This is a genomic window from Citrobacter sp. JGM124 (assembly GCF_018257795.1).
GTDB lineage: Bacteria > Pseudomonadota > Gammaproteobacteria > Enterobacterales > Enterobacteriaceae > JGM124.
This window is the reverse complement of sequence record NZ_JAERJD010000010.1, coordinates 88868-114095: the sequence shown is the minus strand read 5'-3', so window position 1 is coordinate 114095 and position 25228 is coordinate 88868. Positions and strand designations below refer to the sequence as shown.

Sequence of the window (25228 nt, the reverse complement as noted above, 5' to 3'; positions counted from 1 at the left end):
TCTGACATTGTCTGATGGGTTTAAACCTGCATAATCAACAGATGATGGTTCTATCGGCAGTGAGCCTTTCACTGCCGGCTACTCAGAAGGCGCTGTGATGACAAAGTCAATCACCACCCGCAATGCCATGAAGGCAGTGGTTATGCTCGGTATGTTGGTCATTATTTTAGTGGGCATCAAAGCCGCTGAAGAGATCATCGTCCCTTTTATTCTGGCTCTCTTTATTGCTGTCATACTGAATCCTTTTATTCGTCGACTAGAACGTTTCCACATACCGAGAATTATCGCTATCTGCCTGGTTGTCATAGTGATTATTTTTGCTCTGGTACTATTGCTGGCTTATCTTGGCACCTCATTAAATGAACTGGCGCGTACCCTGCCTCAGTACCGATCTTCATTGATCGTCCCATTGCAGAATTTGGAGCCCTGGTTACAGCGGGCAGGGATCTCAGTCTCTATTGATGATCTCTCACGATACGTTGATCCTAACGCGTTAATGTCATTGGTAACCCAATTACTGACTCAGCTCTCTAATGCCATGACATCCATTTTTTTGTTACTCCTGACCGTGGTTTTCATGCTCATTGAAGTGCCACAATTGCCCCGTAAGCTACCTCCGTTAATGTCACGACCTGAAGAGGGAATGCAAGCCATTCAACGGGCACTGGATAGCGTCAGCCATTATCTCGTGCTCAAAACCGGCATCAGTATTGTTACCGGGATTGTGGTGTGGGCGATGCTGGCAGCCCTGGATATACGCTTCGCATTTATTTGGGGTTTACTGGCATTTGCGCTGAACTACATTCCGAATATTGGTTCAGTCATTGCTGCCATTCCGCCGATTATTCAGGTCCTGGTATTTAATGGTTTCTATGAGATGCTGGTAGTAGTCGCTGGTTATTTACTGATCAATCTGGTCATTGGCAACATCATCGAACCACGCATGATGGGCAAAGGGTTAGGGCTCTCTACCCTGGTCGTCTTCTTATCACTAATTTTTTGGGGCTGGCTACTGGGCCCCGTTGGTATGTTGCTTTCAGTTCCTTTAACCATTGTGGTGAAAATTGCCCTGGAACAAACAGAAGCGGGCAAAGGCATTGCAGTTTTGCTGAGTGATATGAGTCAATAATCAGCATTGCTACCCTGCAGAGATTTAACCGGTTTATTCGATTTTGAATACCCCGATTAAATCTCTCAGGAAACTATAATCAATATAATTAACAACATCCTCGATCATATTTTCTCAACGCCAGTAATACGCTGATAATTATCAGGCATATATAACCCCATTCTCAAAAGTAACAGCTGTATTAATTTATTCCGCACATATGGTTAAACCGCCCTGAATACTAAAGAAAAAATAAAACTGTTTTATGATATTTAAAAATACAAAAAAAACATTAATTATAACTCAGCCCAAGAACCAGAACACATAATAAGGAATCAACTATGCCTGTTAGTCAAATCCCCCATTATTCCAGAGAATGCTCTAAAGAATTACCGGTAAGCATTTCGCAAAAAAACCATTCACACAACAAAAATAGTTCAATTAATAAAATATCAATAATTATAAACAGTACATTATTAACAGAAAAAAATAAAAATGAACCATCAGGATTAACGTCTGTAGCTAATCATATTATAAGTATAAAAAATAAAATATTCAAAAAAACAGATCCACCTGCTTTTAATGATACAGAGCTTGAAAGGATTCTATCACAAGGTCGAGCGCTTTCTCATGACTCAGAAAACATATATAATTTAATTAATGATAAAAATAGTATCAGTTCACCCAGAACCCCATCCAGCAACAAGACAAATAAAATGGAGATAATATTAGGTGGCATGCTAATTAGCAGTGCCATCGTTGGCGGCGGTATTTATTATTGTCATCGTTCAGGTCATGAGAAAGACAGTCATTCTTCAGATGCCTCCGTTTTTAGAAACCCAATACCATCCTCACTGACATCTTATGAGGGTCACAACCCTTTTCATGCTCATGCTCCGGTTTACGCTTCCAATCCAATATCAAAAAAAACAGATGATATTTTTTATCATGATGTTAAATACACTGAAAAAATAAAGAGAGGGCAGGGCTCCAATGATATTTATTTCAAACAAGGGAAGAATATAAAATTAAAAAAAGCATCAAGAAAAAATGAACGTTCACCCTGCCCCCCAATCAACAAACAGCTAAGGAAAGAAATACTTAAAACATCTTATTCTTATACAAAAAAACAATCTTCGATTTGCCTGACTGACACATTTAATGCTCGTTGCCAAAGGGCTCATCGCCAGGCACAAGCCAAGAGAGGTTGCCTTAGAATTCCTCACAATATGATATTAAAGATAACAGGGAGATACTGTTTTTGCCCCCCTCCTGACTGGCTCGAAATGAGACAGATAGAACCCCCATTATTAAAGAATAATGTCAGCAAACAGAGGGCATACCCGTTCAAGAAAAAAACTGCAACACCGCCCACGATTCCAGCCAGGCGGAAAACCTCTACATATCTCACGATCCCAACCACACCAAAAACGTCAGCACAGACGAATACCCCGCGGTTAGATCCAATATTTAATCATGATGAGATGGTCAAGAATAATCTCCCGGAGTCTCATGGATACATTGTTCCCCAAAAACAGCATTTAGATACTTTACCAAGAACAACCCTCACCCCAGTCAATCCCCATGAAGAACCGCAGACAGTTACAAAAATTAGCCTTACCGATTGCTATCTGGAAAGAGAAGATCTAAACCTATCAACAAGTTTAAGAATTATTAGTAGAACACTAAACAATCCTATATCTAATCTGGTAAAAGAGGGCAAGATCGTTTTCCAGTCTGAGTTTGCATCTCAATTCTGTGCCAATAATACTGCTTTGTATGAGGAATTAAGAGATATAGAGTCTGTAATCGACAGTTTGCTTTCCTGGGTACCCGGCTATAACCGAGCAAAATTTCTCGTTAAACTTGTTGCATCGCTCCTTGAGTCATTAAGCGACGCTTTAGATGGCAAAGATATTGATATAAACAATATCCTTGACCTCAATTCACAGCTTACAGGCCTGTCAAAAGATGTTATTTCATCTATAAAAACAAAAGATGTTAACTCCATATCAAAAGATACTAACAGGGAAAAAATAAAAAATATTATTGCTCCACTGGAATTTAAAAAAAGCGAGCTTATAATTAACACATCGCATGGCGAAAAAATTAAAACCGAAAGAAAATTTAATCACTTATTCGATTCAAAAAAAAATGGCTTCATTTTTTATGATAGTGAAAAAAAATGGACTGTTGATAATAATATAAAATCTAATGAATATATAAGAGAAACATTTGAACTAGCTAAAGAATCCTGGAAAGATACTGAGAATATCTTTTTTTTCAAGAATAGCTCCCCGGATATTTACGGTGATGGTATTATTCTCAGGTACAATGGAGATATCTATACATTAATAGATGGCAGCTTGTATAAAACGACCGAAATACAATTAACTGATACTATTTTTAGATATGTTATCAAAGATAATGATAAATTCCTGCCTATCGCCCATAGAGGCGAAGCATGGTTTTTTGAGGAATCTAAATCACCTGCAGCCAGTGATGATTTAGATTCTTTCTTAAAGAATAATAATAAAATAAACAACATGCTGATTAGCAATCATATAAAGCATCAGGATGTCAGCCCGCTCACTCCGGGAAGAGACATTCAATTTGACAAAGATTTTAATGAATATCTTAAAATAAATAACAAATATTATAAGTTAAGCCGGTCAATTGATACTTCTCATTATATAGAAGGGGAACACACCTTGCTGGCTCTTGAGTTAGTCGACAATCAATTTCATATAAAAGAGTCATTATTTGATGGTATTTGTTGTTTTCATAAAGAACCTATTAATATAATAGAAGAGATTAATCAGGATGGTGTATTCTTTCTTGACAACACCGTAACGAGCAAAATAAACAGTTTTAAATTCCAGTCTAACAGGCTAAATACCATCAGTCGAAAAGATGTAACAACCGTTCACTTTAAAAAATCAGAAGATATAGAAGGAGCCATCACAATAAATGATAACAGCTATATTTACTATAAACATGATTTTATAAAGGCACATTCTAAATATGATGGAAGATACATACTTGGTGATGAGACAGATGACTTTTCAAACATTTTTATTTATAAAAATATTGGTAGCAGAACATATTACTCGATACCAAAAACCAAACCAAAATGGTCAGAGTTGTTCAGGAAATCACACCACTGCATTGCAAAAAGACAACCTCTTTCAATGTGTAACACTGAGTATTTTGAAACAGAAAGAATACGTTACCTCTTAACGCAACACAATAACCACAGAATCACAATTAATAACTATCAAGATATTCTTTCCCCTCATAAAGAAATTCCTGGAATCTATAAAAAAAACAATTCGGAAGACGAGTTTTATTATAAATATGAAGGTGATGATTTTTTCCATGTACGCCTCAATAAAGATCATGAAATTTCTTTTACACCTGCTTTTTTTATCATTTATGGAAAAACACCTGAACAAAAAATAGATCTTAACTCAGTCATTTCAGGTGTAAATATAATAAAAGACTTTGATAGCAAAAAAATCATATTCAGTACACCAAGAGAAACTCAGGAAAGTGTTTTTGATATAAATAAAAAAATTTCTGATATGTATTTAAAATGGCAGGAACAAGATACCGTTTACCGGGATGCTACTCTTGATGACCTGAAAGAAATAGTAAAGAACAGTCGTGAGCTAAATGATATATCCAGCTTAAACGAACTTTTTGACCGTAACGGAAAGAAAGTAGTCACGTCTATTGAGTATGCCGAGAAGATATTTAAAGATAAAATTGATCATATGATCACTGCTCCTGATAGTCTTGATATAAAGAACTTACAAAACTTAGAGGATTCCCATACCTATCCTGTTGTTGGTGATATTTGCAGCAAAGCATTCACACAGGCCCTAAAATATATTAAAGATGCCACAGCGACAATTGAAGAATCCAGTGAAAAGCTTGATAGCTATATCATCAATATATTGAAAATATCAGATGAAAAAGCACGAAACATTTTCATTTCCAGCCTGAAAAAGAAACTACACCGAATGACATTTATTTTTGATGATAATAATAAAGAAAATATCATCATCATCACCAGGAAAAACTCTGTAGATAAGAATAAAGAAACCCTTTCATCAGAAGGTAAAAATACGCTTGGGTTTTCTATTCTAAATGACCCTTTAGACAGAATATTTATTAATACTGCAGTGATTGCTGACATTCATGAGGAATCACCTGCAACAAAAACCAAAGACTTCCTGGAAGTTCCGTCCATTCCCCAGCCTGAAACACCAAGAAGAAATCGTGTTTTCTTTACTAATTTAATAGCAGAAACCATGCTGCATGAAGCCATTCATGCTCTGGGTAGCCCGGAAGACTATTTATATTTGAATGTTAATGAGGAAGGTCGAATTGATAATGTCGATGATTCAATTAAGCATATAGAAACATCTATCACTGAAGGTGGTATGGATAGAATAAAATTTGAATACTTATCTAAAATCTATTTTCAAAGTAATCCACTTTATAAAGGTCTCACATCGACCAGCCTTAAAAAACCAGAGATTCTTAAAGATATATTTCGTGATGATGGATTTTTTCGTTCCATTGTCCTGCTGAACAATCCGGATACGATTAGTTTATTAATTAGAGAGTTGGCAGGTATCCCACCTAATGAAGAAGAGGGAAAAACATAAATTGTTGCTAAAAAATGACTCAACTTTTTATGAGTCAAAAGTCATGGCAGAGACCGATGATACCTTTTATTTTCCAATCGCATTCTGGTCTCTACCCATTTTTATAATCCAAACAATGGCTGAGAATATTTTCCTTTATTATGTACGCTGCCAGTGTAGTTTTTTCCCAAAACCGAGGGTGTTATCGGTCATTTTCAGTTCATTCAACCGAATAATCCACATCGGTGCAGGCAGTACTCTGGCAACAGGAAAGCGCTTATTATAAACCTCTCGTGGGGAGAAAGACTCTTCTTCATTAAGCAGGCTAATTTCACCACGAAACTGCAGACCACGGATTAACGCCACAGTTTTTGGCTGGCTATTAATTGTACCGGCGGTTATTGCACGCCTCCCTATCAGTTGTCCATGCCGGGTCGTGGGTTCACTAAGTAAATAGAATGCGACTTCGTCTTCATCATAAATGTAAAAGGCGTTAGCGCACCAGAGGGATTCCCCAGTACCTGCACAGTAAGTCAGAACATGCTGCTTTTTTATCCATACACCGATGGTATTGAGTGATTCCATAATAAACACCTACAATAAGAGACTTCACCACCGACTAATTATGTACATAGACTATGGCATCCTGGTATCTTTATTTAATTCGCAGCCATGACAACCGTCTCTATACCGGTATTACGACTAACGTTGAACGTCGTCTGGCCGAGCATCAAGCGGGCAAAGGGGCCAAAGCATTGCGTGGGAGGGGGACACTGATACTGGTATTTAGTCAGAGAGTGGGCGACCATTCCCAGGCTCTGCGTATCGAATACCGCATCAAACAGCTTAATAAAATACAAAAAGAGCGTTTGGTTCGTCGGGAAACAAGGCTTGAAGACCTGATACCAGGCCTTCAAAAAAGCGATTAAACCCCTTTAAAATATTCGGCATACTCCACCAGCCCGTGAACGCCATTCAGGGCATCCTCAGCCAGAGGGTAAATTTGCAATGTGGTATCCATTTCTGCCTGGGCACAGCGAATACCATAAGGTGCTGCCGGCTGGAAGCCCAAGTGCTGATACAGTTCGTCACTTCCCAGAGTCACCACCGCGCTATAGCCAAACTCATTCAGTGAGTCCAGCCCCTCATACACTAACTGTTTACCAATACCCTGCCCGCGTAATGCAGTTTTGACCGCCAGTGGGCTAAGTGCAACCCATTGTCGATCTTCTCCTGCCACCATGACAGGGCTAAAGGCGACATAGCCAACCACCTGACCTTCGTCATCGGTTGCGACCACGCCAAGTGTTAACAACCCATCTTCCCGGAGGTTTCGCACCCGATCAGCACTTTCATCGCCGAAAACCTGACGTAAAAGTGTATCGATGCTAGGTGCGTCTATGGGGATCTCTACACGAATTAGCATGGTTCACCTATTGCGTTACTGTCTGGAGTCTGGGGATATTTCAGCCCTGTCTCCACAAAATTTGCCAGTTGGAACAACGCGACACGCAAAGGCTTTGGCATCGCATCCAATTCAATAGCATCCATTAGATTCTTAACATATAGCCCAAGTTCCGTATCTCCTTCAATCACTAAATGACGCTGGAAAAACAGGGTATCAGGATCTTGTTTACGCGCCGCTATCATTAACAGATAGTTAGCATTTGCTCTGAAGGTAACATCCGCCGGGCCAGACTTACGTACCACCAGTTTATTATCGTCCAGCGACGTCAGCCACTGTAGGCCGAGATCAGGGACTTCAATACTCAACCAGCGCCCTTGCAAAAAATCCAGATCGCCCTCTTCGAGGGCCTGACGAAATTGCCATTGCAGGAGTTGTTCAATCACGTGCTGCTTCAAGGTAAAAGGGAGCAGTTTCACCGGCGTACGCAAAAAAACAGGGCCATTTTTAACTAATTGGGCATGCAGTTTATTTAACATGTGATTTAACCTGTGCAAAATTTTGCCGCTATTTTGCCATAACCGATATTTGTGATAGCGCGCCAAATCAACAATTCTGCGAGTAGTCATCGGCGAAGCCTCACGGCACATTGACCAAACAATGCGCTTTTAACTGCCTTAAATCAAAATATCTTAGTGGCAGGTTAACTAAAATCCCACCTCCTCAATTATTTTTTGCGCACTAGCGCGGTACAGCGTCGTACTGGCGCGGTACAGCGTCGTACTGGCGCGATACCTCAGAGTCAGGATTAAATATGGAGTTGCTTTGCCCTGCCGGAAACCTTCCGGCGCTGAAAGCGGCCATCGATAATGGTGCCGATGCCGTTTATATAGGCCTCAAAGACGATACCAATGCTCGCCATTTTGCTGGACTCAATTTTAATGAGAAGAAGCTGCAGGAAGCGGTGAGTTATACCCACCAACATAAACGCAAGCTACACATTGCCATTAATACTTTTGCTCATCCTGATGGCTATACCCGCTGGCAACATGGGGTCGATATGGCCGCACAGTTAGGCGCTGATGCCCTTATCCTGGCGGATATTGCAATGCTGGAATATGCCAGTGAACGCTATCCACATATTGAGCGTCATGTTTCGGTACAGGCCTCGGCGACGAATGAAGAAGCTATTCACTTTTATCACCGCCACTTTGATGTCGCTCGGGTGGTCCTGCCACGGGTTCTCTCTATCCACCAAGTTAAGCAGCTAGCCCGTGTCACGCCAGTACCGTTGGAAGTTTTTGCTTTTGGTAGCCTGTGTATTATGGCGGAAGGCCGCTGCTATCTCTCTTCTTACTTAACAGGTGAATCGCCCAATACCGTCGGGGCCTGCTCTCCGGCCAAGTTTGTACGTTGGCAGCAAACCCCTGAGGGGCTGGAGTCACGTCTCAATGATGTCCTGATTGACCGCTATCAGCCTGATGAGAACGCGGGCTATCCTACTTTGTGTAAAGGACGTTATCAGGTTGATGGTAAGCCTTACCATGCCCTGGAAGAACCCACCAGTCTTAATACTCTCTCCCTGCTTCCAGAACTCATCGCTGCCGGTATTGTTTCGGTAAAAATCGAAGGTCGCCAACGCAGTCCGGCTTATGTCACGCAAGTTGCCAGTGTATGGCGTCAGGCCATTGATCGCTGTCTGGCTTCACCAGCCTCCTATCAAGTACAACAGAGCTGGATGGAAACCCTGGGGGCAATGTCAGAAGGGACCCAGACGACTCTGGGTGCTTATCATCGTAACTGGCAGTAGGAAACCACATGAAATATTCATTAGGCCCGGTGCTTTACTATTGGCCCACAGAGCAGCTAGAAAAATTCTATCAGGCGGCTATCACCAGTCAGGCTGATGTTATTTATTTGGGGGAAGCGGTGTGCAGCAAGCGCCGAGCAACCAAAGCGGATGACTGGCTTGATATGGCTAAAATGCTTGCCAGTCACGGAAAACAGGTTGTCTTTTCTACTCTGGCACTGATTCAGGCCCCATCAGAACTTACCGAACTTAAACGCTATATCGACAACGGTGAGTTTATGATTGAGGCCAACGATATGGGTGCCGTGAATATGGCGGCGGAACGTAAACTTCCCTTTGTTGCCGGGCATGCCCTGAACTGTTACAACGCCGTCGCCTTACGCCTGCTACTCAAGCAAGGAATGGTACGTTGGTGTATGCCTGTGGAACTTTCCCGCGACTGGCTGGATAATATTCTGCGGCAATGTGACGATCTCGGGATCCGCCATCAGTTTGAAGTAGAAGTATTAAGCTATGGTCACTTGCCTCTTGCCTGGTCGGCACGCTGCTTTACTGCCCGTTCTGAAAATCGTTCTAAAGATCAGTGTGAAACCTGCTGCATTAATTATCCTAATGGGAGAGATGTCTTTTCTCAGGAACAACAACAGGTCTTCGTCCTCAATGGGATTCAGACCATGAGTGGCTACGTCTATAATCTGGGTAATGAACTGGCATCCATGCAAGGGTTAGTTGATCTGGTACGGCTTTCGCCTATGGGGATGGGGACACTGGATATTCTCAATGCTTTCCGCGCCAATGAGCAGGGTGCAGCACCCTTACCAATGACGGCATCGCGCGAGTGCAATGGTTACTGGCGACGGGTTGCCGGGCTTTCGCTAGTCACATCAGCTTAAGGAATAGCTCACATTGTTACTTAAAAAGTACTGTAATTAGGCAATACTAAACAGATCCCAGCAACTGTTCATAAAATAAGTGAGCCGCTATGTCTGAATCTCATACTACGCCTTTTTCAGTACTTGACTTAGCCCCTGTACCACAGGGCCTGAATGTCAGTGATGCTTTTCAGCGTTCCTTGAACTTAGCGCATCTGGCAGAAAAACGGCAATACCATCGCTACTGGCTGGCTGAACACCATAATATGGTTGGGATCGCCAGTGCGGCAACCGCAGTACTTATTGGCTACCTGGCGGCAAATACCACCAGCCTGCGACTCGGTTCCGGTGGTGTCATGCTACCAAACCATGCACCACTGGTCATCGCAGAACAGTTTGGTACGCTTGAGACACTCTATCCAGGGCGTATTGATTTGGGCATTGGCAGGGCACCGGGAAGTGATCAGCGAACGATGCAGGCACTGCGTCGCCACATGAGTGGTGATATTGATAACTTCCCTAGAGATGTCAATGAGCTAGTCTCCTGGTTTGATGCCAGGGAGGCTAACCCGGCGGTGCGCCCTGTCCCCGGTTATGGTGCAAAAGTACCGGTTTGGTTGCTGGGCTCAAGTCTCTACAGTGCACAACTTGCAGCACAGTTAGGGCTGCCCTTTGCTTTCGCCTCACACTTTGCACCGGATATGTTGTTCCAGGCCTTACAGCTCTATCGGACACAATTTGTGCCTTCAGAACGCCTGGCAAAACCCTATGCCATGGTGTGTATTAATATTGTGGTGGCCGACAGCAATCGCGAGGCCGAATTCCTGTTTACCTCTATGCAGCAAGCCTTTGTCAGACTACGTCGTGGCGAGACAGGCCTGCTTCCACCACCTGTTGAAAATATGGATACCATCTGGAGTGGTGGAGAAAAGTATGGTGTTGATAAGGCGCTGAGTTTGTCACTCGTTGGCGATAAGGCGAAAGTACGTCATGGCTTGATTTCGTTACTGCGTGAAACCCAGGCCGATGAAATTATGGTCAATGGGCAAATATTCGATAATGATGCTCGCCTGCATTCTTATCATTTAGCCATGGATGTACACGAGAGTTTGTAACACCCTGTAGCCCCTCCCCAACCGGGAGGGGAACCTTTCAGCGGTAAACAGGCAACAAATCGAGACTCGACAATATTTGAATCACTGCGTTACCCACGCCAAAAATAAGTATAAGGGCAATCATACGGTTGCCGCCCCAGACTCGATACAATGGGCTACCAAACTTCTTGCGTGAGGCTCTGGCCAGTAACGCCGGAACAATTGCTGCCCAGATAGTGGCAGCCAGGCCAGCATAGCCAATGGCATAGAGAAAACCATTTGGCCAGATAAACCCACCCACTACCGGTGGAGTGAAGGTCACTATCCCCGTCTTCAGTCGCCCCAATTTTGAATCATCAAACCCAAACAGATCGGCAAGATAATCAAACAGCCCCAGTGTTACGCCGAGAAAAGAACTGGCAACAGCAAAGTTTGAGAAAATGAGGAGCAATAAATCCAGTGCTCTGCTATTCAACACACGGCTCAATGCCTGTACCAATACGTCAATATTGCCGCCACGTTCAGCAATACTGATAAACTCAATTCGTGGAATATTCCCCATACTGCCCAGTAACCAAACGGTGTACAACACCAGCGCCATCACGGTTCCCCAGAGTAAACAGCGACTGATAAGGTGTGGATTCTTACCGTAGTACTTCATCAGGCTGGGGACATTGCCATGGTAGCCAAATGAGGCGAGACAGAAAGGCAGCGTCATTAACAAATAGGGGAGATAACTCGGATTAATTGCATTGCTGTTCAGCAAAGTCGTGGGCTCGATATGCCATAACAAACCACCGAATGTCATAAAAAAGGTGATAATTTTAGCACCCAGCACAATTGCGGTCATACGGCTAACCGCCTTAGTACTCAGCCAGACAATAAACGCGACAAACAGGGCAAACAGTAGCCCCCCCATCCGTGCTGACAGGCCAATATTCATCTGCTGCAACGTGTGATGAATGATCGAACCGCTGGCGGAGATATAAGCATAGGTCAGAATATAGAGGACAAAAGCAATTGATAACCCGTTAATTATATTCCAGCTTCGCCCCAGTAGATCTTTAGTGACCGTATCAAAGCTGGAGCCAATACGGTAATTGAGATTAGCTTCCAGAATCATCAGCCCGGAATGCAGCATACAGAACCAGGTAAAAACAAGCGCGACCATTGACCAGAAAAACCATGCCCCTGACATCACCACCGGCAATGAAAACATACCGGCACCAATAATAGTGCCCCCAATGATCATCACCCCTCCAAAAATGGATGGAGTCTTGCGCAGGGATAAATCTGTCATGTCGGGATCCTTACCCAGTAAGTAAATAAACTATATATACACAGTGATTCATTGTACCAGTACACAGGTACAATGAGGATAAAAAAAAGCCCTGCTGGTCAGAGTCAGGGCTTTTTCACTGCTTATTCAGTTAAAACAAGCAGTTTATAGTCTAGTTATGCATCACCAAAACGACGACGTGCGGTTGCTGCACCGTCTTCACGACGTGGGCCACGACCACCTTCACGGCGTTCGCCACTAAAACTACGACCAGCGCCTGCGCCAGCACCTTCGCGACGTGGGCCACGGCCACCTTCACGACGCTCACCGCCACCCGCATAACCACCGCGGCCAGCACCACCTCCGCGACGTTCACCTGAACGCTCTGGACGTGGTTGAGCATCACCCATCAGCTGCATATTCATCGGTTTATTGAGAATACGAGTACGGGTAAAGTGTTGCAGGACTTCACCTGGCATGCCTTTTGGCAGCTCAATGGTAGAGTGTGAAGCAAACAGTTTGATATTACCGATATAACGGCTGCTGATATCACCCTCGTTGGCAATAGCACCAACGATATGGCGAACTTCAACACCATCATCACGGCCCACTTCAATGCGGTAAAGTTCCATGTCACCGGCATCACGACGCTCACGACGCGGACGGTCTTCAGAACGCGGAGCGCGATCAGAACGCTCAGAGCGATCACCACGACGTTCAAAACGCTCGTCACGCTCACGGAATTCACGGCGTGGACGCATCGGTGCATCAGGTGGCAGGATCAGAGGACGTTCACCCTGTGCCATTTTCAGTAAAGCAGCGGCTAAGGTTTCAATATCCAGTTCTTCTTCACCTGGTTGTAATTTAGCCAGCAGTGCACGGTACTGATCCAAATCGCTACTTTCCAGTTGTTGCTGTACTTTAGCGGCAAACTTGGCCAGGCGACGCTCACTGAGCAGCTCTGCATTCGGCAGTTCTGCTTCTGGAATAGTCAGCTTCATGGTGCGTTCGATGTTACGGAGCAGACGACGTTCACGGTTTTCAACAAACAGTAAAGCACGTCCTGCGCGCCCCGCACGCCCGGTACGACCGATACGGTGAACGTAAGACTCAGAGTCCATAGGGATATCGTAGTTAACCACCAGGCTAATACGTTCAACATCCAGACCACGTGCAGCAACATCGGTGGCAATCAGAATATCCAGACGACCATCTTTCAAACGTTCCAGGGTCTGCTCACGCAGCGCCTGGTTCATGTCACCATTCAGTGCTGCACTGTTATAGCCGCTGCGCTCAAGCGCTTCAGCAACTTCCAGAGTGGCATTCTTGGTGCGCACAAAGATGATTGCGGCATCAAAATCTTCGGCTTCAAGGAATCGAACCAGCGCTTCGTTCTTACGCATGCCATAAACAGACCAGTAGCTCTGGCTAATGTCCGGGCGCGTAGTCACGCTTGACTGGATGCGTACTTCCTGCGGCTCTTTCATGAAACGACGAGTAATACGACGAATCGCTTCCGGCATCGTTGCAGAAAAAAGTGCGGTCTGATGTTCCGCAGGGATCTGCGCCATAATGGTTTCAACGTCTTCGATGAAGCCCATACGCAACATTTCGTCAGCTTCATCCAGTACCAAGCCTTTCAGACTGGACAGATTCAGCGTTCCACGTTTCAGGTGATCCAGCAGACGCCCCGGGGTACCAACAACAATTTGTGGACCCTGGCGCAAAGCACGCAGCTGTACGTCATAGCGCTGACCACCATACAGAGCAACGACATTAACGCCTTGCATATGTTTGGAGAAGTCAGTCATCGCTTCCGCGACCTGTACTGCCAGTTCACGCGTTGGCGCGAGCACCAGAATTTGTGGTGCTTTCAGGGCAGCATCGAGGTTATTCAGTAAAGGGAGAGAAAACGCGGCAGTTTTACCGCTCCCTGTTTGGGCCATACCCAAAACATCGCGACCATTCAGAAGATGAGGGATACATTCCGCCTGAATAGGGGAAGGTTTTTCGTAACCCAGATCGTTCAGTGCATCAATAATGGAAGATTTCAGTCCAAGATCGGAAAAAGTCGTGTTTAATTCAGTCATGTAGTACATGTGCCTCATAAATGGCGGCCAGTCTACATAACTCATCGTGAAATTTAACTGCAATTTTCATTGAAAAGTGTGAACCGGCTCAAATTTGATTAATTAACGAACAGAAACGCCCTCACCCGCCAGGGTGACGACTTTAGTAAAAGTGTATGGGCTGTCGTTGTCCGTCAGCTATTGCTGGTCCGATTCTGCCAGGTCGTCTTGCTCCTGGCCCAAGAGCGCTAATTCCAACAATGCATAACGATGCTCAACGTAGTTATGTACGTTATTAGCAACCGCTAACTTGAACAGTGCCGTGGCGCTGTCCTTTTCCCCCAGACTTAGGTAGTACTTACCTAAATAGAAGTTGGTTTCACTGAGATGCTCAGCGAGCGAAGTGTTATCCGTTGCGTTCATCTGGAGCCTTTTCATTAGCTCTGCTTCGCTAATGTTGCCCAGATAGAACTCGACAATGTTCCATCCCCATTGCTCTTTATCCGATTTTTCCAGGCGTTGTTGTAACGCCTCTTTGGCCTGCTTTTCGTCTACATTGCGTTCAGCAATATAGAGCCACAGACTACGGAAGGGATCGTTGGGATCGTCTTGATAAAACGCCTGCAGATCATCTTGCGCTAAGTGATAACGACCTCCGTAATAGAGGGCAATACCACGATTTAAGTGCGCATAGTTGTAAGTTGGATCAAGCTCAAGTACAGAATCAAACGCTTCATAGGCAGCATCAAAATTGCCTGCCTGCGTTAAATATATGCCTAAGTAATTGAATACTTCAGGCATATCAGGTCGGATTGCCAACGCTTGTGAGAAATCATTTCGCGCAAGTGCCCGCAAACCCAGACTATCATACAACACTCCACGCTCATATAAAAGCTGTGCGCGTTCATCATCCGTTAAAGCACGGCTGGCAAGAATTTGTTCCATTCTTGCCAGGATGACTTCTTGCTGTAGCGAGGGTTGTAACGGTACCGCGAGAACCTCGTTTTTACGCCATGCAGAAGTGCTGCATCCTGCCAGTGTGATAGCTGTAGCAACAAAACACCAGCGCAAAAAAGGCTTCATTAACCACTCCTGAAGACAACAAATGGTGAACGTCCTATTCCCCGCTCGCAAAATGGGGCATCCTGCCCCGTAACAAACCGTTATCTACTTACTATAGCAAGTCAGCGAGTCAGTCTTACTCAGCTGCTGGAGCTGCAGGTGCAACAGCTTCAGCTGGAGATTGCTCTGTGGCCTCTTTAATACTTAAACGTACACGGCCCTGACGGTCTACTTCCAGTACTTTAACCGGAACTTCCTGACCCATTTGCAGATAATCAGTTACTTTTTCTACACGTTTGTCAGCAATCTGAGAGATATGAACCAGTCCCTCTTTACCGCCGCCAATCGCAACGAAAGCCCCGAAATCGACGATACGAGTCACTTTACCGTTATAAATACGACCCACTTCGATTTCAGCAGTGATCTCTTCAATGCGGCGAATTGCATGTTTTGCTTTCTCGCCATCGGTTGCTGCAATTTTCACAGTACCATCATCTTCGATCTCAATAGTAGTACCCGTTTCTTCGGTCAGGGCACGGATAACTGCGCCACCTTTACCGATAACATCTTTGATCTTATCAGGATTGATCTTAATCGTATGGATACGTGGTGCAAATTCAGAAATATCCCCACGTGGGGCATTGATAGCCTGCTCCATTACACTCAGGATATGTAAACGTGCACCTTTCGCCTGGTTCAGCGCAGCATGCATGATTTCACGAGTGATACCTTCGATTTTGATATCCATCTGCAGAGCAGAGATACCTTCACGGCTACCCGCCACTTTAAAGTCCATATCGCCCAGATGATCTTCATCACCCAGAATGTCAGACAGAACAACAAAGTTATCGCCTTCTTTTACCAGACCCATCGCAATACCGGCAACGGCCGCTTTGATAGGTACCCCCGCGTCCATCAGTGCTAACGATGCACCACACACGGAAGCCATGGAAGAAGAACCGTTAGATTCGGTGATTTCAGAAACCACACGGACGGTGTAAGGGAAGCTAGCTGCATCAGGCATAACTGCCAGTACACCACGCTTGGCCAGGCGACCATGACCAATCTCACGACGCTTTGGTGAACCGACCATACCGGTTTCACCTACAGAGTACGGAGGGAAGTTATAGTGGAACAAGAAGGTGTCAGTACGCTCACCCATCAATTCGTCCAGAGTCTGTGCGTCACGTGCTGTACCCAGGGTCGCAGCAACCAGCGCCTGCGTTTCACCACGGGTAAACAGAGAAGAACCGTGAGCACGTGGCAGAACACCTGTACGTACATCAAGACCACGAATCATATCTTTTTCACGACCATCGATACGCGGCTCACCACGCAATACGCGGCTACGTACGACATTTTTCTCGATAGCATGCAGAATGTCGCTGATCTCGCCGTCGTCTAAAGTCTCGTCTTCTGCCAGCAGGGCAGTGGTCACATCAGACTTAATCGCACCGATTTGCTCATAGCGCTGTTGCTTATCAGTGATCAAGTAAGCATCGCTCAGGCGTGCTTCAGCCAGGGCAGCAACGCGTGCATTCAGTACGTCGTTAGCAGGTTCTGGTTTCCAGTCCCAACGTGGTTTACCGGCTTCAGCAACCAGTGAATTGATGTTTTCGATAACCACTTGCTGTTGCTCATGGCCAAACACCACAGCACCCAACATTTGATCTTCACTCAGCAATTCAGCTTCAGACTCTACCATCAGTACTGCACCGGTGGTGCCCGCAACAACCAAGTCCAGTTTAGACTCTTTTAATTCATCAGTCGTCGGGTTCAGCAGATACTGACCATTGATGTAACCTACACGAGCGGCACCGATCGGGCCATTGAATGGCAGACCAGACAGGCTCAGGGCAGCAGAAGCACCAATCATGGCAACGATATCAGGGTTAACTTGTGGGTTTACAGAAACCACGGTAGCAATAACCTGAACTTCGTTGACGAAACCTTCCGGGAACAGTGGACGTACTGGACGGTCAATCAGACGTGCAATCAGAGTTTCGCCTTCACTTGGACGGCCTTCACGACGGAAGAAGCTACCCGGGATGCGCCCTGCTGCATAAGTACGCTCTTGATAGTTAACAGTCAGCGGGAAAAAGTCCTGACCTGTTTTTACTTTTTTCTGGCCAACAACGGTAACGAGTACCGCAGTGTCATCCATGCTAACCATAACGGCAGCAGTCGCCTGGCGAGCCATCATACCAGTCTCAAGCGTGACGGTATGCTGACCATACTGGAATTTACGAACGATCGGATTTAGCAAAATAATATCCTCAAACATGACGGGTGTACGTATTGACGTACTACCGTTAATACCCGATCTTCATTACATCCTCGCGACTAATGACAATCCTCACCACCCTTGTGGATAAGGCCTCTCATTAGCCGCGCGAACCTCTGCAATAAAGATCACATTTATGAACAATACAATAGTTTCAACCGAATTGCTTCGTTCGATTGAAAAAAGGGGCCCTGAAAGGCCCCTTTTATGAAACTGGCTAGAACTAGCGACGCAGACCTAAACGAGCGATCAGATCGGTGTAGCGAGCGACATCTTTACGCTTCAGGTAGTCGAGCAGTTTACGACGCTGAGAAACCATACGCAGCAGACCACGACGGCTGTGGTGATCTTTTTTATGCTCTGAGAAGTGACCTTGCAGATGGTTAATCTGTGCAGTTAACAGGGCAACCTGAACTTCGGTAGAACCGCTGTCGTTAGTACCACGACCAAACTCAGCAACAATTTTAGCTTTAGCTTCAACGCTTAGAGACATTTTGAACTCCAGAATAATAGATAAAAAAAGGGGATGCCGATCTCTAATTCAGCAACCACAGTGACTGCCCGGAAAGAAAAAATACTGACAGAGCAGCAAGCCGCACTATTTTACCTGTCGCGACCAATGATCGCAAGCGAGTGCGACTCAGACAGGGTACTCGACAACCAGACGACGCGGTGCAACACGCCCGTCATCGATGATTTCGGCCATACCGATAAATTTCTGTTCTTCACCTTCTGTCACACGGACTAACCCTGCCTGCGGAGCACCTGAAACTCGTACCGGCTGGCCATTTTTAAAATAGACGGCCACATCGGGTAACAAATTCACACGCGGAAAGTCCTCTGCCGGGCTATCCATCGGCATCAGTAAAGGATCAAGCAAGTCAGCAGGGGCAATACCTTCCGTTTCAGCCTGAACCAGCAAATCATTTAGCTGTTCAAGTGTCACCATGCGTTCAACAGGATACTTACTGACCGCCAGGCGTCTTAAAAACGTCACATGTGCACCACAACCTAGCTTTTCGCCAAGATCATCAATGATGGTGCGAATGTACGTTCCTTTAGAGCAATGGATCTCCAGCTCCAGCTCATTGCCTTCATGACGCAAAAACAACAGTTCATAAACAATGATAGACCGGGACTCTCGCGGCACAGCAATGCCCTGGCGCGCGTACTCATATAACGGCTTTCCCTGATATTTCAGGGCAGAATACATCGAAGGAATTTGCTGGGTTTCCCCCCGAAAGCTATCCAGTGCCGTTGCAAGCTGTTCAGAACTAAAAGTCACCGGACGTTCTTCAACGATCTGCCCATCCGCATCAGACGTATCAGTTCGCTGACCGAGACGGGCAATCACACGATAACGCTTATCAGAGTCCAGCAGATACTGGGAAAACTTAGTCGCTTCACCAAGACAGATGGGTAACATACCGGTCGCAAGAGGATCCAGCGCACCCGTGTGTCCTGCACGGTTAGCGTTATAAATGCGTTTTACTTTTTGCAGGGCATCATTAGAAGAGAGACCCTGCGGTTTATCCAGTAACAACACACCATGTATATCACGACCACGACGACGAGGACGACTCATCAATCCTCCTTGGTGTCGTCCGTGTTTACACGACGCTCATCATCATGACGGATGACATTAGAAACCAGGTTAGACATTCTCATCCCTTCTACTAATGAATTATCGTAGAAGAAAGTCAGTTCAGGAACAATACGCAGGCGCATCGCCTTACCTAGCAGAGAACGAATATAGCCTGAAGCATCCTGTAAAACTTTGATGCCCTCTTTCACTGCTTCTTCATCTTTATCGTTCAGGAATGTCACGAATACCTTGGCGTATGCCAAATCGCGAGAGACCTCAACACCAGAAACTGTGGTCATCATGCCCAGACGCGGATCTTTAATCTCACGTTGCAGGATGATGGCAATTTCTTTCTGCAGTTCCTGAGAAACACGCTGTGGGCGACCAAATTCTTTCGCCATAATAATTTCTCCAGACAAAACGGGGGGCACTCGGCCCCCCAACAATGATTATGATGCGCCTATCAGGAAATGGTACGCTTGATCTCGATGATTTCGAAGACTTCAATAACGTCGCCTACACGGACATCATTGTAGTTTTTAACACCGATACCACATTCCATACCATTACGGACTTCGTTGGCATCATCTTTGAAGCGACGCAGGGATTCCAGCTCACCTTCATAGATAACCACGTTGTCACGCAAAACACGGATTGGGTTGTGACGTTTCACGACCCCTTCGGTCACCATACAACCTGCGATGGCACCAAATTTAGGTGATTTAAATACATCACGAACTTCTGCCAGGCCGAGGATCTGTTGTTTCAGTTCCGGAGACAGCATACCGCTCATTGCTGCTTTCACTTCATCAATCAAGTGATAGATAACAGAGTAGTAACGCAGATCCAGGCTTTCTGACTCAATAACACGACGAGCAGAAGCATCAGCACGGACGTTAAAGCCAACCAGAATAGCATTAGAAGCCGCAGCCAGGGTGGCATCAGTCTCAGTAATACCACCGACACCAGAACCAATGATTTTAACTTTAACTTCATCGGTTGAAAGTTTCAGCAGTGAATCGCTGATCGCTTCAACAGAGCCCTGAACATCTGCTTTCAGCACGATGTTCACTTCAGATACTTCGCCTTCAGTCATGTTGGCGAACATATTTTCCAGTTTAGACTTCTGCTGACGTGCGAGTTTAACTTCACGGAATTTACCCTGACGATACAAGGCAACTTCACGAGCTTTCTTCTCGTCACGAACGACAGTAACTTCATCACCTGCGGCAGGCACACCAGAAAGTCCAAGAATCTCGACGGGAATAGATGGACCCGCTTCAGTTACTTCACGTCCCAGTTCATCACGCATAGCACGTACACGGCCGTACTCGAAACCACACAGGACAATGTCGCCTTTGTTCAAGGTACCTTCACGCACCAGAACAGTCGCAACAGGGCCACGACCTTTATCGAGATAAGATTCGATAACAACGCCACTTGCCATACCTTTGCGGATTGCTTTCAGTTCCAGAACTTCAGACTGCAACAGAATAGCGTCAAGCAGGTCGTCGATGCCGGTACCCGCTTTTGCAGAAACATTGACGAACTGGCTTTCACCGCCCCACTCCTCCGGCATGATGCCGTACTGGGACAGTTCGTTTTTAACACGATCCGGGTCAGCTTCTGGTTTATCGATTTTGTTCACCGCCACAACAACCGGCACCTGAGCCGCTTTCGCATGCTGAATAGCTTCGATAGTCTGTGGCATAACGCCATCATCTGCTGCAACCACCAGAACAACGATATCCGTTGCCTGAGCACCACGAGCACGCATGGAGGTAAAAGCGGCGTGTCCTGGGGTATCCAGGAAGGTAATCATGCCGTTATCAGTTTCTACATGGTAAGCACCAATGTGCTGAGTAATACCACCCGCCTCGCCTGAGGCTACTTTCGTTGAACGAATATAGTCAAGCAGTGAGGTTTTACCATGGTCTACGTGTCCCATGATGGTAACAACTGGAGCACGAGACTCCGCTGCTGCACCGGTATCACGGTCACTCATCAGGGCTTCTTCCAGTTCGTTTTCACGACGAAGAATAACCTTGTGACCCATCTCTTCAGCAACTAACTGTGCAGTTTCCTGATCGATAACCTGGTTTATGGTTGCCATCGCGCCCAGCTTCATCATCGCTTTGATGACCTGAGAACCTTTAACGGCCATTTTGTTTGCCAGTTCAGCAACTGTCACAGTTTCACCAATGACAACATCACGGTTTACTGCCTGAGCAGGTTTGGTGAAGCTCTGTTGCAGAGAGCTTGGCTTACGCTTACCTTTACCGCCGCGAACCGCTGCACGCGCTTCTTCACGGTCAGCTTTAGACTCACCATGTTTGCCACCGGCTTTTTTCTGACGCGGTGCTTTAGCTGCGGTACGAGTACGACCACGCCCGCCTTCAACTTCACGGTCATTTTCGTCTTCAGCCTGGCGAGCATGTTGAGAAGTAGTCACATGATAGTCAGACTTATCGTCTTCTACTTTCTCTTGATCAGCCCATACTCCAGCATTAGCTTCTGCCATTTTACGTGCTTCCTCTGCTACGCGGCGCGCATCTTCTTCAAGTTTGCGACGCGCCTCTTCTTCGGCTTTACGTTTCAGTTCAGCAGCTTCTGCTTCACGGCGGGCTTTATCGGCTTGGGCGGTTTTCGTCATATCGTCTGATTGTTGATGAGTCACTTTATCTTTTTCCGCAGCTACACGTTTCGCTTTTTCAGCGGCTTCGCGCCTGGCTTGTTCTTCAGCTTCACGCTTAGCTTTTTCTAGTGCCACAAGTTTGGCAGCTTCCTCTGCCTCACGATGGGCTTGCTCTTCCGCTTCACGCTGCGCCTGTTCTTCCGCGGCAAGACGTTCGGCCTCTTGCGGATCACGTTTTACAAAGGTGCGCTTCTTGCGGACTTCGATTTGTACCGATTTACTTTTCCCACCGGTACCTGGAATATTTAAGGTACTGCGCGTTTTGCGCTGTAACGTTAACTTGTCTGGTACTGAACCATGTTCGCTGTTCAGATGAGCCAGGAGTGTTTGTTTCTCTTGCGCGGAAACAGAATCATCAACAGACTTCGGGATCCCTGCATCAGCAAATTGCTGTACCAGGCGATCGACGGAGGTCTGAATCTCTGCAGCCAGCGCTTTTACGGTTACATCTGTCATGCTGTTCCTTCCTGCTACAGTTTATTACGCTTCGCCACCAAACCAGCAAATGTTGCGTGCTGCCATGATCAATTCGCCGGCTCTCTCACTGCTTAAGCCTTCAATATCAGACAGGTCATCAACACCTTGCTCTGCAAGGTCTTCCAGCGAGCTAACACCACGAGCAGCCAGTTTAAAGGCCAGAGGACGTTCCATTCCATCAAGACCCAGCAAGTCCTCTTCTGGCTTCTTATCACCAAGAGTCTCTTCCTGTGCCAATGCAATTGTGGTGAGTGCGTTTTTAGCGCGTTCGCGTAATGCTTCTACAGTATCTTCATCAAGGCCGTCGACTTCAAGCAGCTCTTGCACTGGTACATAGGCCAGCTCTTCGAGTGAAGAAAAACCTTCTTCAACTAATACGGTCGCGAAATCTTCATCAATATCGAGATATTTAGTGAAGATATCAATTGCCGCATGAGCTTCAGCCTGATGTTTAGCCTGCAGGTCGTCAACGGTCATTACGTTGAGTTCCCAGCCACTCAGCTGTGACGCCAGACGAACGTTTTGGCCATTACGGCCGATCGCCTGTGCCAGGTTACCGGCTTCTACTGCAATATCCATCGTGTGCTTATCTTCATCAACCACGATAGAAGCGACATCAGCCGGAGCCATTGCATTGATAACAAATTGTGCAGGATTATCATCCCACAACACGATATCAATACGCTCGCCTGCAAGTTCCGTAGAAACGGCCTGAACACGTGCGCCACGCATACCAACACAGGCACCAACCGGGTCGATACGTTTATCGTTGGTCTTCACGGCAATTTTAGCCCGTGAACCCGGATCCCGTGCAGCGGCTTTTATTTCAATAACTTCTTCGCCAATTTCTGGCACTTCAATACGGAACAGTTCAATCAGCATTTCTGGTTTAGAACGGCTGACGAACAACTGAGCCCCACGGGCTTCAGGACGTACCGCGTACAACACGCCACGGATACGGTCACCCGGACGGAAGTTTTCACGTGGCAGCATATCTTCACGCAGGATAACGGCCTCAGCATTGTTACCCAAGTCGAGAGAGATATTCTCACGATTTACTTTCTTCACTACGCCAGTGATGATTTCGCCTTCATGCTCGCGGAACTGATCAACAACCATCGCGCGTTCAGCTTCACGCACCTTCTGGACAATAACCTGCTTCGCGGTCTGGGTAGTGATACGGTCAAAGGTGACAGACTCAATCTGGTCTTCAACAAAGTCACCTGGATTAAATGCAGGATCTTCAAAGCGGGCAGCTTCCAGCGTGATTTCACGTGTAGGCATGGTCACTTCTTCGACAACTAACCAGCGACGGAAAGTGTCAAAATCACCGCTTTTGCGATCAATGCTGACACGAACGTCGATTTCTTGTTCATACTTCTTCTTTGTCGCTGTTGCCAGCGCACTTTCCAGCGCTTCAAAAATCTTCTCGCGTGGTAACGATTTTTCGTTGGAAACGGCTTCGACAACAGCCAAAATTTCTTTGTTCATCCTGGGTTTTCACCTCAATCCAAACTATTAAAAGTGGGGTACCAGGTTCGCTTTCTGGATATTGCTCAGGGCGAACACTTCGTCTTTGCCTTCGACCGTCATCGTAATCATTTCACCGTCTACAGATTTAATGATACCTGACCATTTACGACGGTTCTGTACGGCCATACGCAACACAACACTCACTTCTTCGCCAGTAAAGCGTTCATAGTGTTCAGCGCTAAATAACGGTCGGTCAAGACCTGGTGAGGACACTTCAAGGTTGTAGGCGACAGTAATCGGGTCTTCAACATCGAAAACCGCACTGACTTGGTGACTAACATCAGCACAATCATCAACATTGATGCCATCTTCACTATCGATATAGATACGCAGCGTTGACTGGCGACCACGAATAAACTCAATACCGACTAATTCGTAACCCAGCGCCGCAACAGGTGCTGAAATCATCTCTGTTAATTTTTGCTCTAATGTGGACAAGCCCACCCCCAAGACATAAAAAAAGGGCATAAAGCCCAGTTATTCTGAAATCAGATAACAAAAAACCCCGATAAATCGGGGCTTTAGATAACTGAACCCTGTACGCCGCCAAAGCGGCTCGGACACAGTCCAGGAGAACTTTTTTCTAAATTGTTCGCGAAAACATCATATTGATGCTCACAGCATATTTGAAAAATAATTCTCAGGGAAAGTGGTTGCGGGGGCCGGATTTGAACCGACGACCTTCGGGTTATGAGCCCGACGAGCTACCAAGCTGCTCCACCCCGCGTCCGAAACGTGGCAAATACTACGCCAGTATTGCTATAAATGCAAGAATTACCAGGACTTGTTGGTACCGAGGACGGGACTTGAACCCGTAAGCCCAATCGGGCACTACCACCTCAAGGTAGCGTGTCTACCAATTCCACCACCACGGCACTCTGAAAACACAGTAAATTAAACCACCATTACTGTATTTATTTTACTGCGGGATATCACTGCTCGGCATGGTAGGTGCCGCAGGAGTTGTCTGCTCAGTGTGTGCTGGCTGACTTAAGTTATCCCACTCGCTTCCTGTTCCTGATTTGTTTGCGCTCAGGTTACCCAGAATCAGACTGATAATAAAGAACAGTGTTGCTAAGATACCAGTCATACGGGTCATGAAATTACCAGAACCGTTTGAACCGAATAAAGTAGCGGATGCGCCTGCTCCAAAGGAGGCTCCCATATCAGCGCCTTTACCCTGCTGCAACATAATCAGACCAACAAGGCCTAACGCTACAATAAGGAAAATAACTAAAAGAGCTTCGTACATAATCAACCTGTTCCTTGCGGGTTTACCGCGCGCCAATGCTTCAAATCA

General features: G+C 45.9%; 21 protein-coding genes and 2 tRNA genes. 6 read left to right on the top strand and 17 right to left on the bottom strand.

Annotated features, from left to right (window positions below):
* The first annotated feature begins 97 nt into the window (after window positions 1–97).
* Window positions 98–1129, top strand: coding sequence for an AI-2E family transporter (locus tag JK154_RS14840; RefSeq protein WP_211993336.1), 1032 nt, complete (start codon window positions 98–100; stop codon window positions 1127–1129).
* A 320-nt stretch (window positions 1130–1449) separates the two neighbouring features.
* Window positions 1450–5784, top strand: a complete 4335-nt coding sequence (locus JK154_RS14835) for a hypothetical protein (RefSeq protein ID WP_211993335.1) — start codon at window positions 1450–1452, stop codon at window positions 5782–5784.
* Between the two features lie 138 nt (window positions 5785–5922).
* On the opposite strand, the gene JK154_RS14830 is transcribed toward JK154_RS14835, so the two are convergent.
* The gene (locus tag JK154_RS14830) at window positions 5923–6348 is read right to left on the bottom strand and encodes a YhbP family protein (protein WP_211993334.1); all 426 of its coding nucleotides are present in this window, start codon (window positions 6346–6348) and stop codon (window positions 5923–5925) included.
* 53 nt (window positions 6349–6401) lie between these two features.
* Between JK154_RS14830 and JK154_RS14825 the strand changes: the two genes are divergently transcribed.
* Window positions 6402–6692 (top strand): GIY-YIG nuclease family protein, encoded by a 291-nt coding sequence (locus tag JK154_RS14825; RefSeq protein WP_211993333.1) that lies wholly within the window; start codon window positions 6402–6404, stop codon window positions 6690–6692.
* Here the strand turns inward: JK154_RS14825 and JK154_RS14820 are convergent.
* Both JK154_RS14820 and JK154_RS14815 read right to left on the bottom strand, forming a co-directional pair.
* Complete coding sequence (locus JK154_RS14820) at window positions 6689–7189, bottom strand: N-acetyltransferase (RefSeq protein WP_211993332.1); 501 nt, start codon at window positions 7187–7189, stop codon at window positions 6689–6691. The genes JK154_RS14825 and JK154_RS14820 overlap by 4 nt on opposite strands.
* Window positions 7183–7707 carry an SCP2 domain-containing protein gene (locus JK154_RS14815; protein ID WP_211993331.1) on the bottom strand — a complete coding sequence of 175 codons (525 nt, stop codon included), beginning with the start codon at window positions 7705–7707 and terminating at the stop codon, window positions 7183–7185. The genes JK154_RS14820 and JK154_RS14815 overlap by 7 nt, the downstream gene beginning before the upstream one ends.
* A 275-nt stretch (window positions 7708–7982) precedes the next feature.
* Between JK154_RS14815 and JK154_RS14810 the strand changes: the two genes are divergently transcribed.
* The 3 genes from JK154_RS14810 (at window position 7983) to JK154_RS14800 (ending at window position 10965) form a co-directional block, all read left to right on the top strand.
* Complete coding sequence (locus JK154_RS14810; RefSeq protein WP_211993330.1) at window positions 7983–8978, top strand: peptidase U32 family protein; 996 nt, start codon at window positions 7983–7985, stop codon at window positions 8976–8978.
* Between the two features lie 8 nt (window positions 8979–8986).
* Window positions 8987–9871, top strand: coding sequence for a U32 family peptidase (locus JK154_RS14805; protein ID WP_211993329.1), 885 nt, complete (start codon window positions 8987–8989; stop codon window positions 9869–9871).
* Between the two features lie 89 nt (window positions 9872–9960).
* Window positions 9961–10965, top strand: a complete 1005-nt coding sequence (locus tag JK154_RS14800; protein WP_211993328.1) for a luciferase-like monooxygenase — start codon at window positions 9961–9963, stop codon at window positions 10963–10965.
* A gap of 37 nt (window positions 10966–11002) precedes the next feature.
* Here JK154_RS14800 and mtr read toward each other — a convergent pair whose 3' ends face one another.
* The 14 genes from mtr to secG all read right to left on the bottom strand — a co-directional run bounded on the left by mtr (window position 11003) and on the right by secG (window position 25180).
* Complete coding sequence (mtr, locus tag JK154_RS14795) at window positions 11003–12244, bottom strand: tryptophan permease (RefSeq protein ID WP_211993327.1); 1242 nt, start codon at window positions 12242–12244, stop codon at window positions 11003–11005.
* A 155-nt stretch (window positions 12245–12399) separates the two neighbouring features.
* Window positions 12400–14313 (bottom strand): DEAD/DEAH family ATP-dependent RNA helicase, encoded by a 1914-nt coding sequence (locus tag JK154_RS14790; protein ID WP_211993326.1) that lies wholly within the window; start codon window positions 14311–14313, stop codon window positions 12400–12402.
* Window positions 14306–14383, bottom strand: coding sequence for a protein YrbN (gene yrbN / locus JK154_RS14785; RefSeq protein WP_211993390.1), 78 nt, complete (start codon window positions 14381–14383; stop codon window positions 14306–14308). Before yrbN ends, JK154_RS14790 begins: the two co-directional genes overlap by 8 nt.
* A gap of 107 nt (window positions 14384–14490) precedes the next feature.
* Window positions 14491–15375 (bottom strand): lipoprotein NlpI, encoded by an 885-nt coding sequence (gene nlpI / locus JK154_RS14780; RefSeq protein ID WP_211993325.1) that lies wholly within the window; start codon window positions 15373–15375, stop codon window positions 14491–14493.
* Between the two features lie 115 nt (window positions 15376–15490).
* On the bottom strand, window positions 15491–17620 hold the full coding sequence (pnp, locus tag JK154_RS14775) for a polyribonucleotide nucleotidyltransferase (protein ID WP_211993324.1): 2130 nt from the start codon (window positions 17618–17620) through the stop codon (window positions 15491–15493).
* A 241-nt stretch (window positions 17621–17861) separates the two neighbouring features.
* On the bottom strand, window positions 17862–18131 hold the full coding sequence (rpsO, locus tag JK154_RS14770) for a 30S ribosomal protein S15 (protein ID WP_211993323.1): 270 nt from the start codon (window positions 18129–18131) through the stop codon (window positions 17862–17864).
* Window positions 18132–18278: 147 nt separating this feature from the next.
* Window positions 18279–19223 carry a tRNA pseudouridine(55) synthase TruB gene (truB, locus tag JK154_RS14765; RefSeq protein WP_211993322.1) on the bottom strand — a complete coding sequence of 315 codons (945 nt, stop codon included), beginning with the start codon at window positions 19221–19223 and terminating at the stop codon, window positions 18279–18281.
* Window positions 19223–19624, bottom strand: coding sequence for a 30S ribosome-binding factor RbfA (gene rbfA / locus JK154_RS14760; protein ID WP_211993321.1), 402 nt, complete (start codon window positions 19622–19624; stop codon window positions 19223–19225). Before rbfA ends, truB begins: the two co-directional genes overlap by 1 nt.
* 62 nt (window positions 19625–19686) lie before the next feature.
* Complete coding sequence (infB, locus tag JK154_RS14755) at window positions 19687–22374, bottom strand: translation initiation factor IF-2 (protein ID WP_211993320.1); 2688 nt, start codon at window positions 22372–22374, stop codon at window positions 19687–19689.
* Window positions 22375–22398: 24 nt separating this feature from the next.
* Window positions 22399–23886, bottom strand: a complete 1488-nt coding sequence (gene nusA / locus JK154_RS14750; RefSeq protein WP_211993319.1) for a transcription termination factor NusA — start codon at window positions 23884–23886, stop codon at window positions 22399–22401.
* A 27-nt stretch (window positions 23887–23913) separates the two neighbouring features.
* Window positions 23914–24366, bottom strand: a complete 453-nt coding sequence (gene rimP, locus JK154_RS14745) for a ribosome maturation factor RimP (RefSeq protein WP_211993318.1) — start codon at window positions 24364–24366, stop codon at window positions 23914–23916.
* A gap of 212 nt (window positions 24367–24578) precedes the next feature.
* Window positions 24579–24655, bottom strand: a tRNA-Met gene (locus tag JK154_RS14740).
* 61 nt (window positions 24656–24716) lie between these two features.
* Window positions 24717–24803: transfer RNA gene (locus JK154_RS14735), tRNA-Leu, on the bottom strand.
* Between the two features lie 44 nt (window positions 24804–24847).
* Window positions 24848–25180 (bottom strand): preprotein translocase subunit SecG, encoded by a 333-nt coding sequence (gene secG / locus JK154_RS14730; RefSeq protein ID WP_211993317.1) that lies wholly within the window; start codon window positions 25178–25180, stop codon window positions 24848–24850.
* Between the last annotated feature and the right edge of the window lie 48 nt (window positions 25181–25228).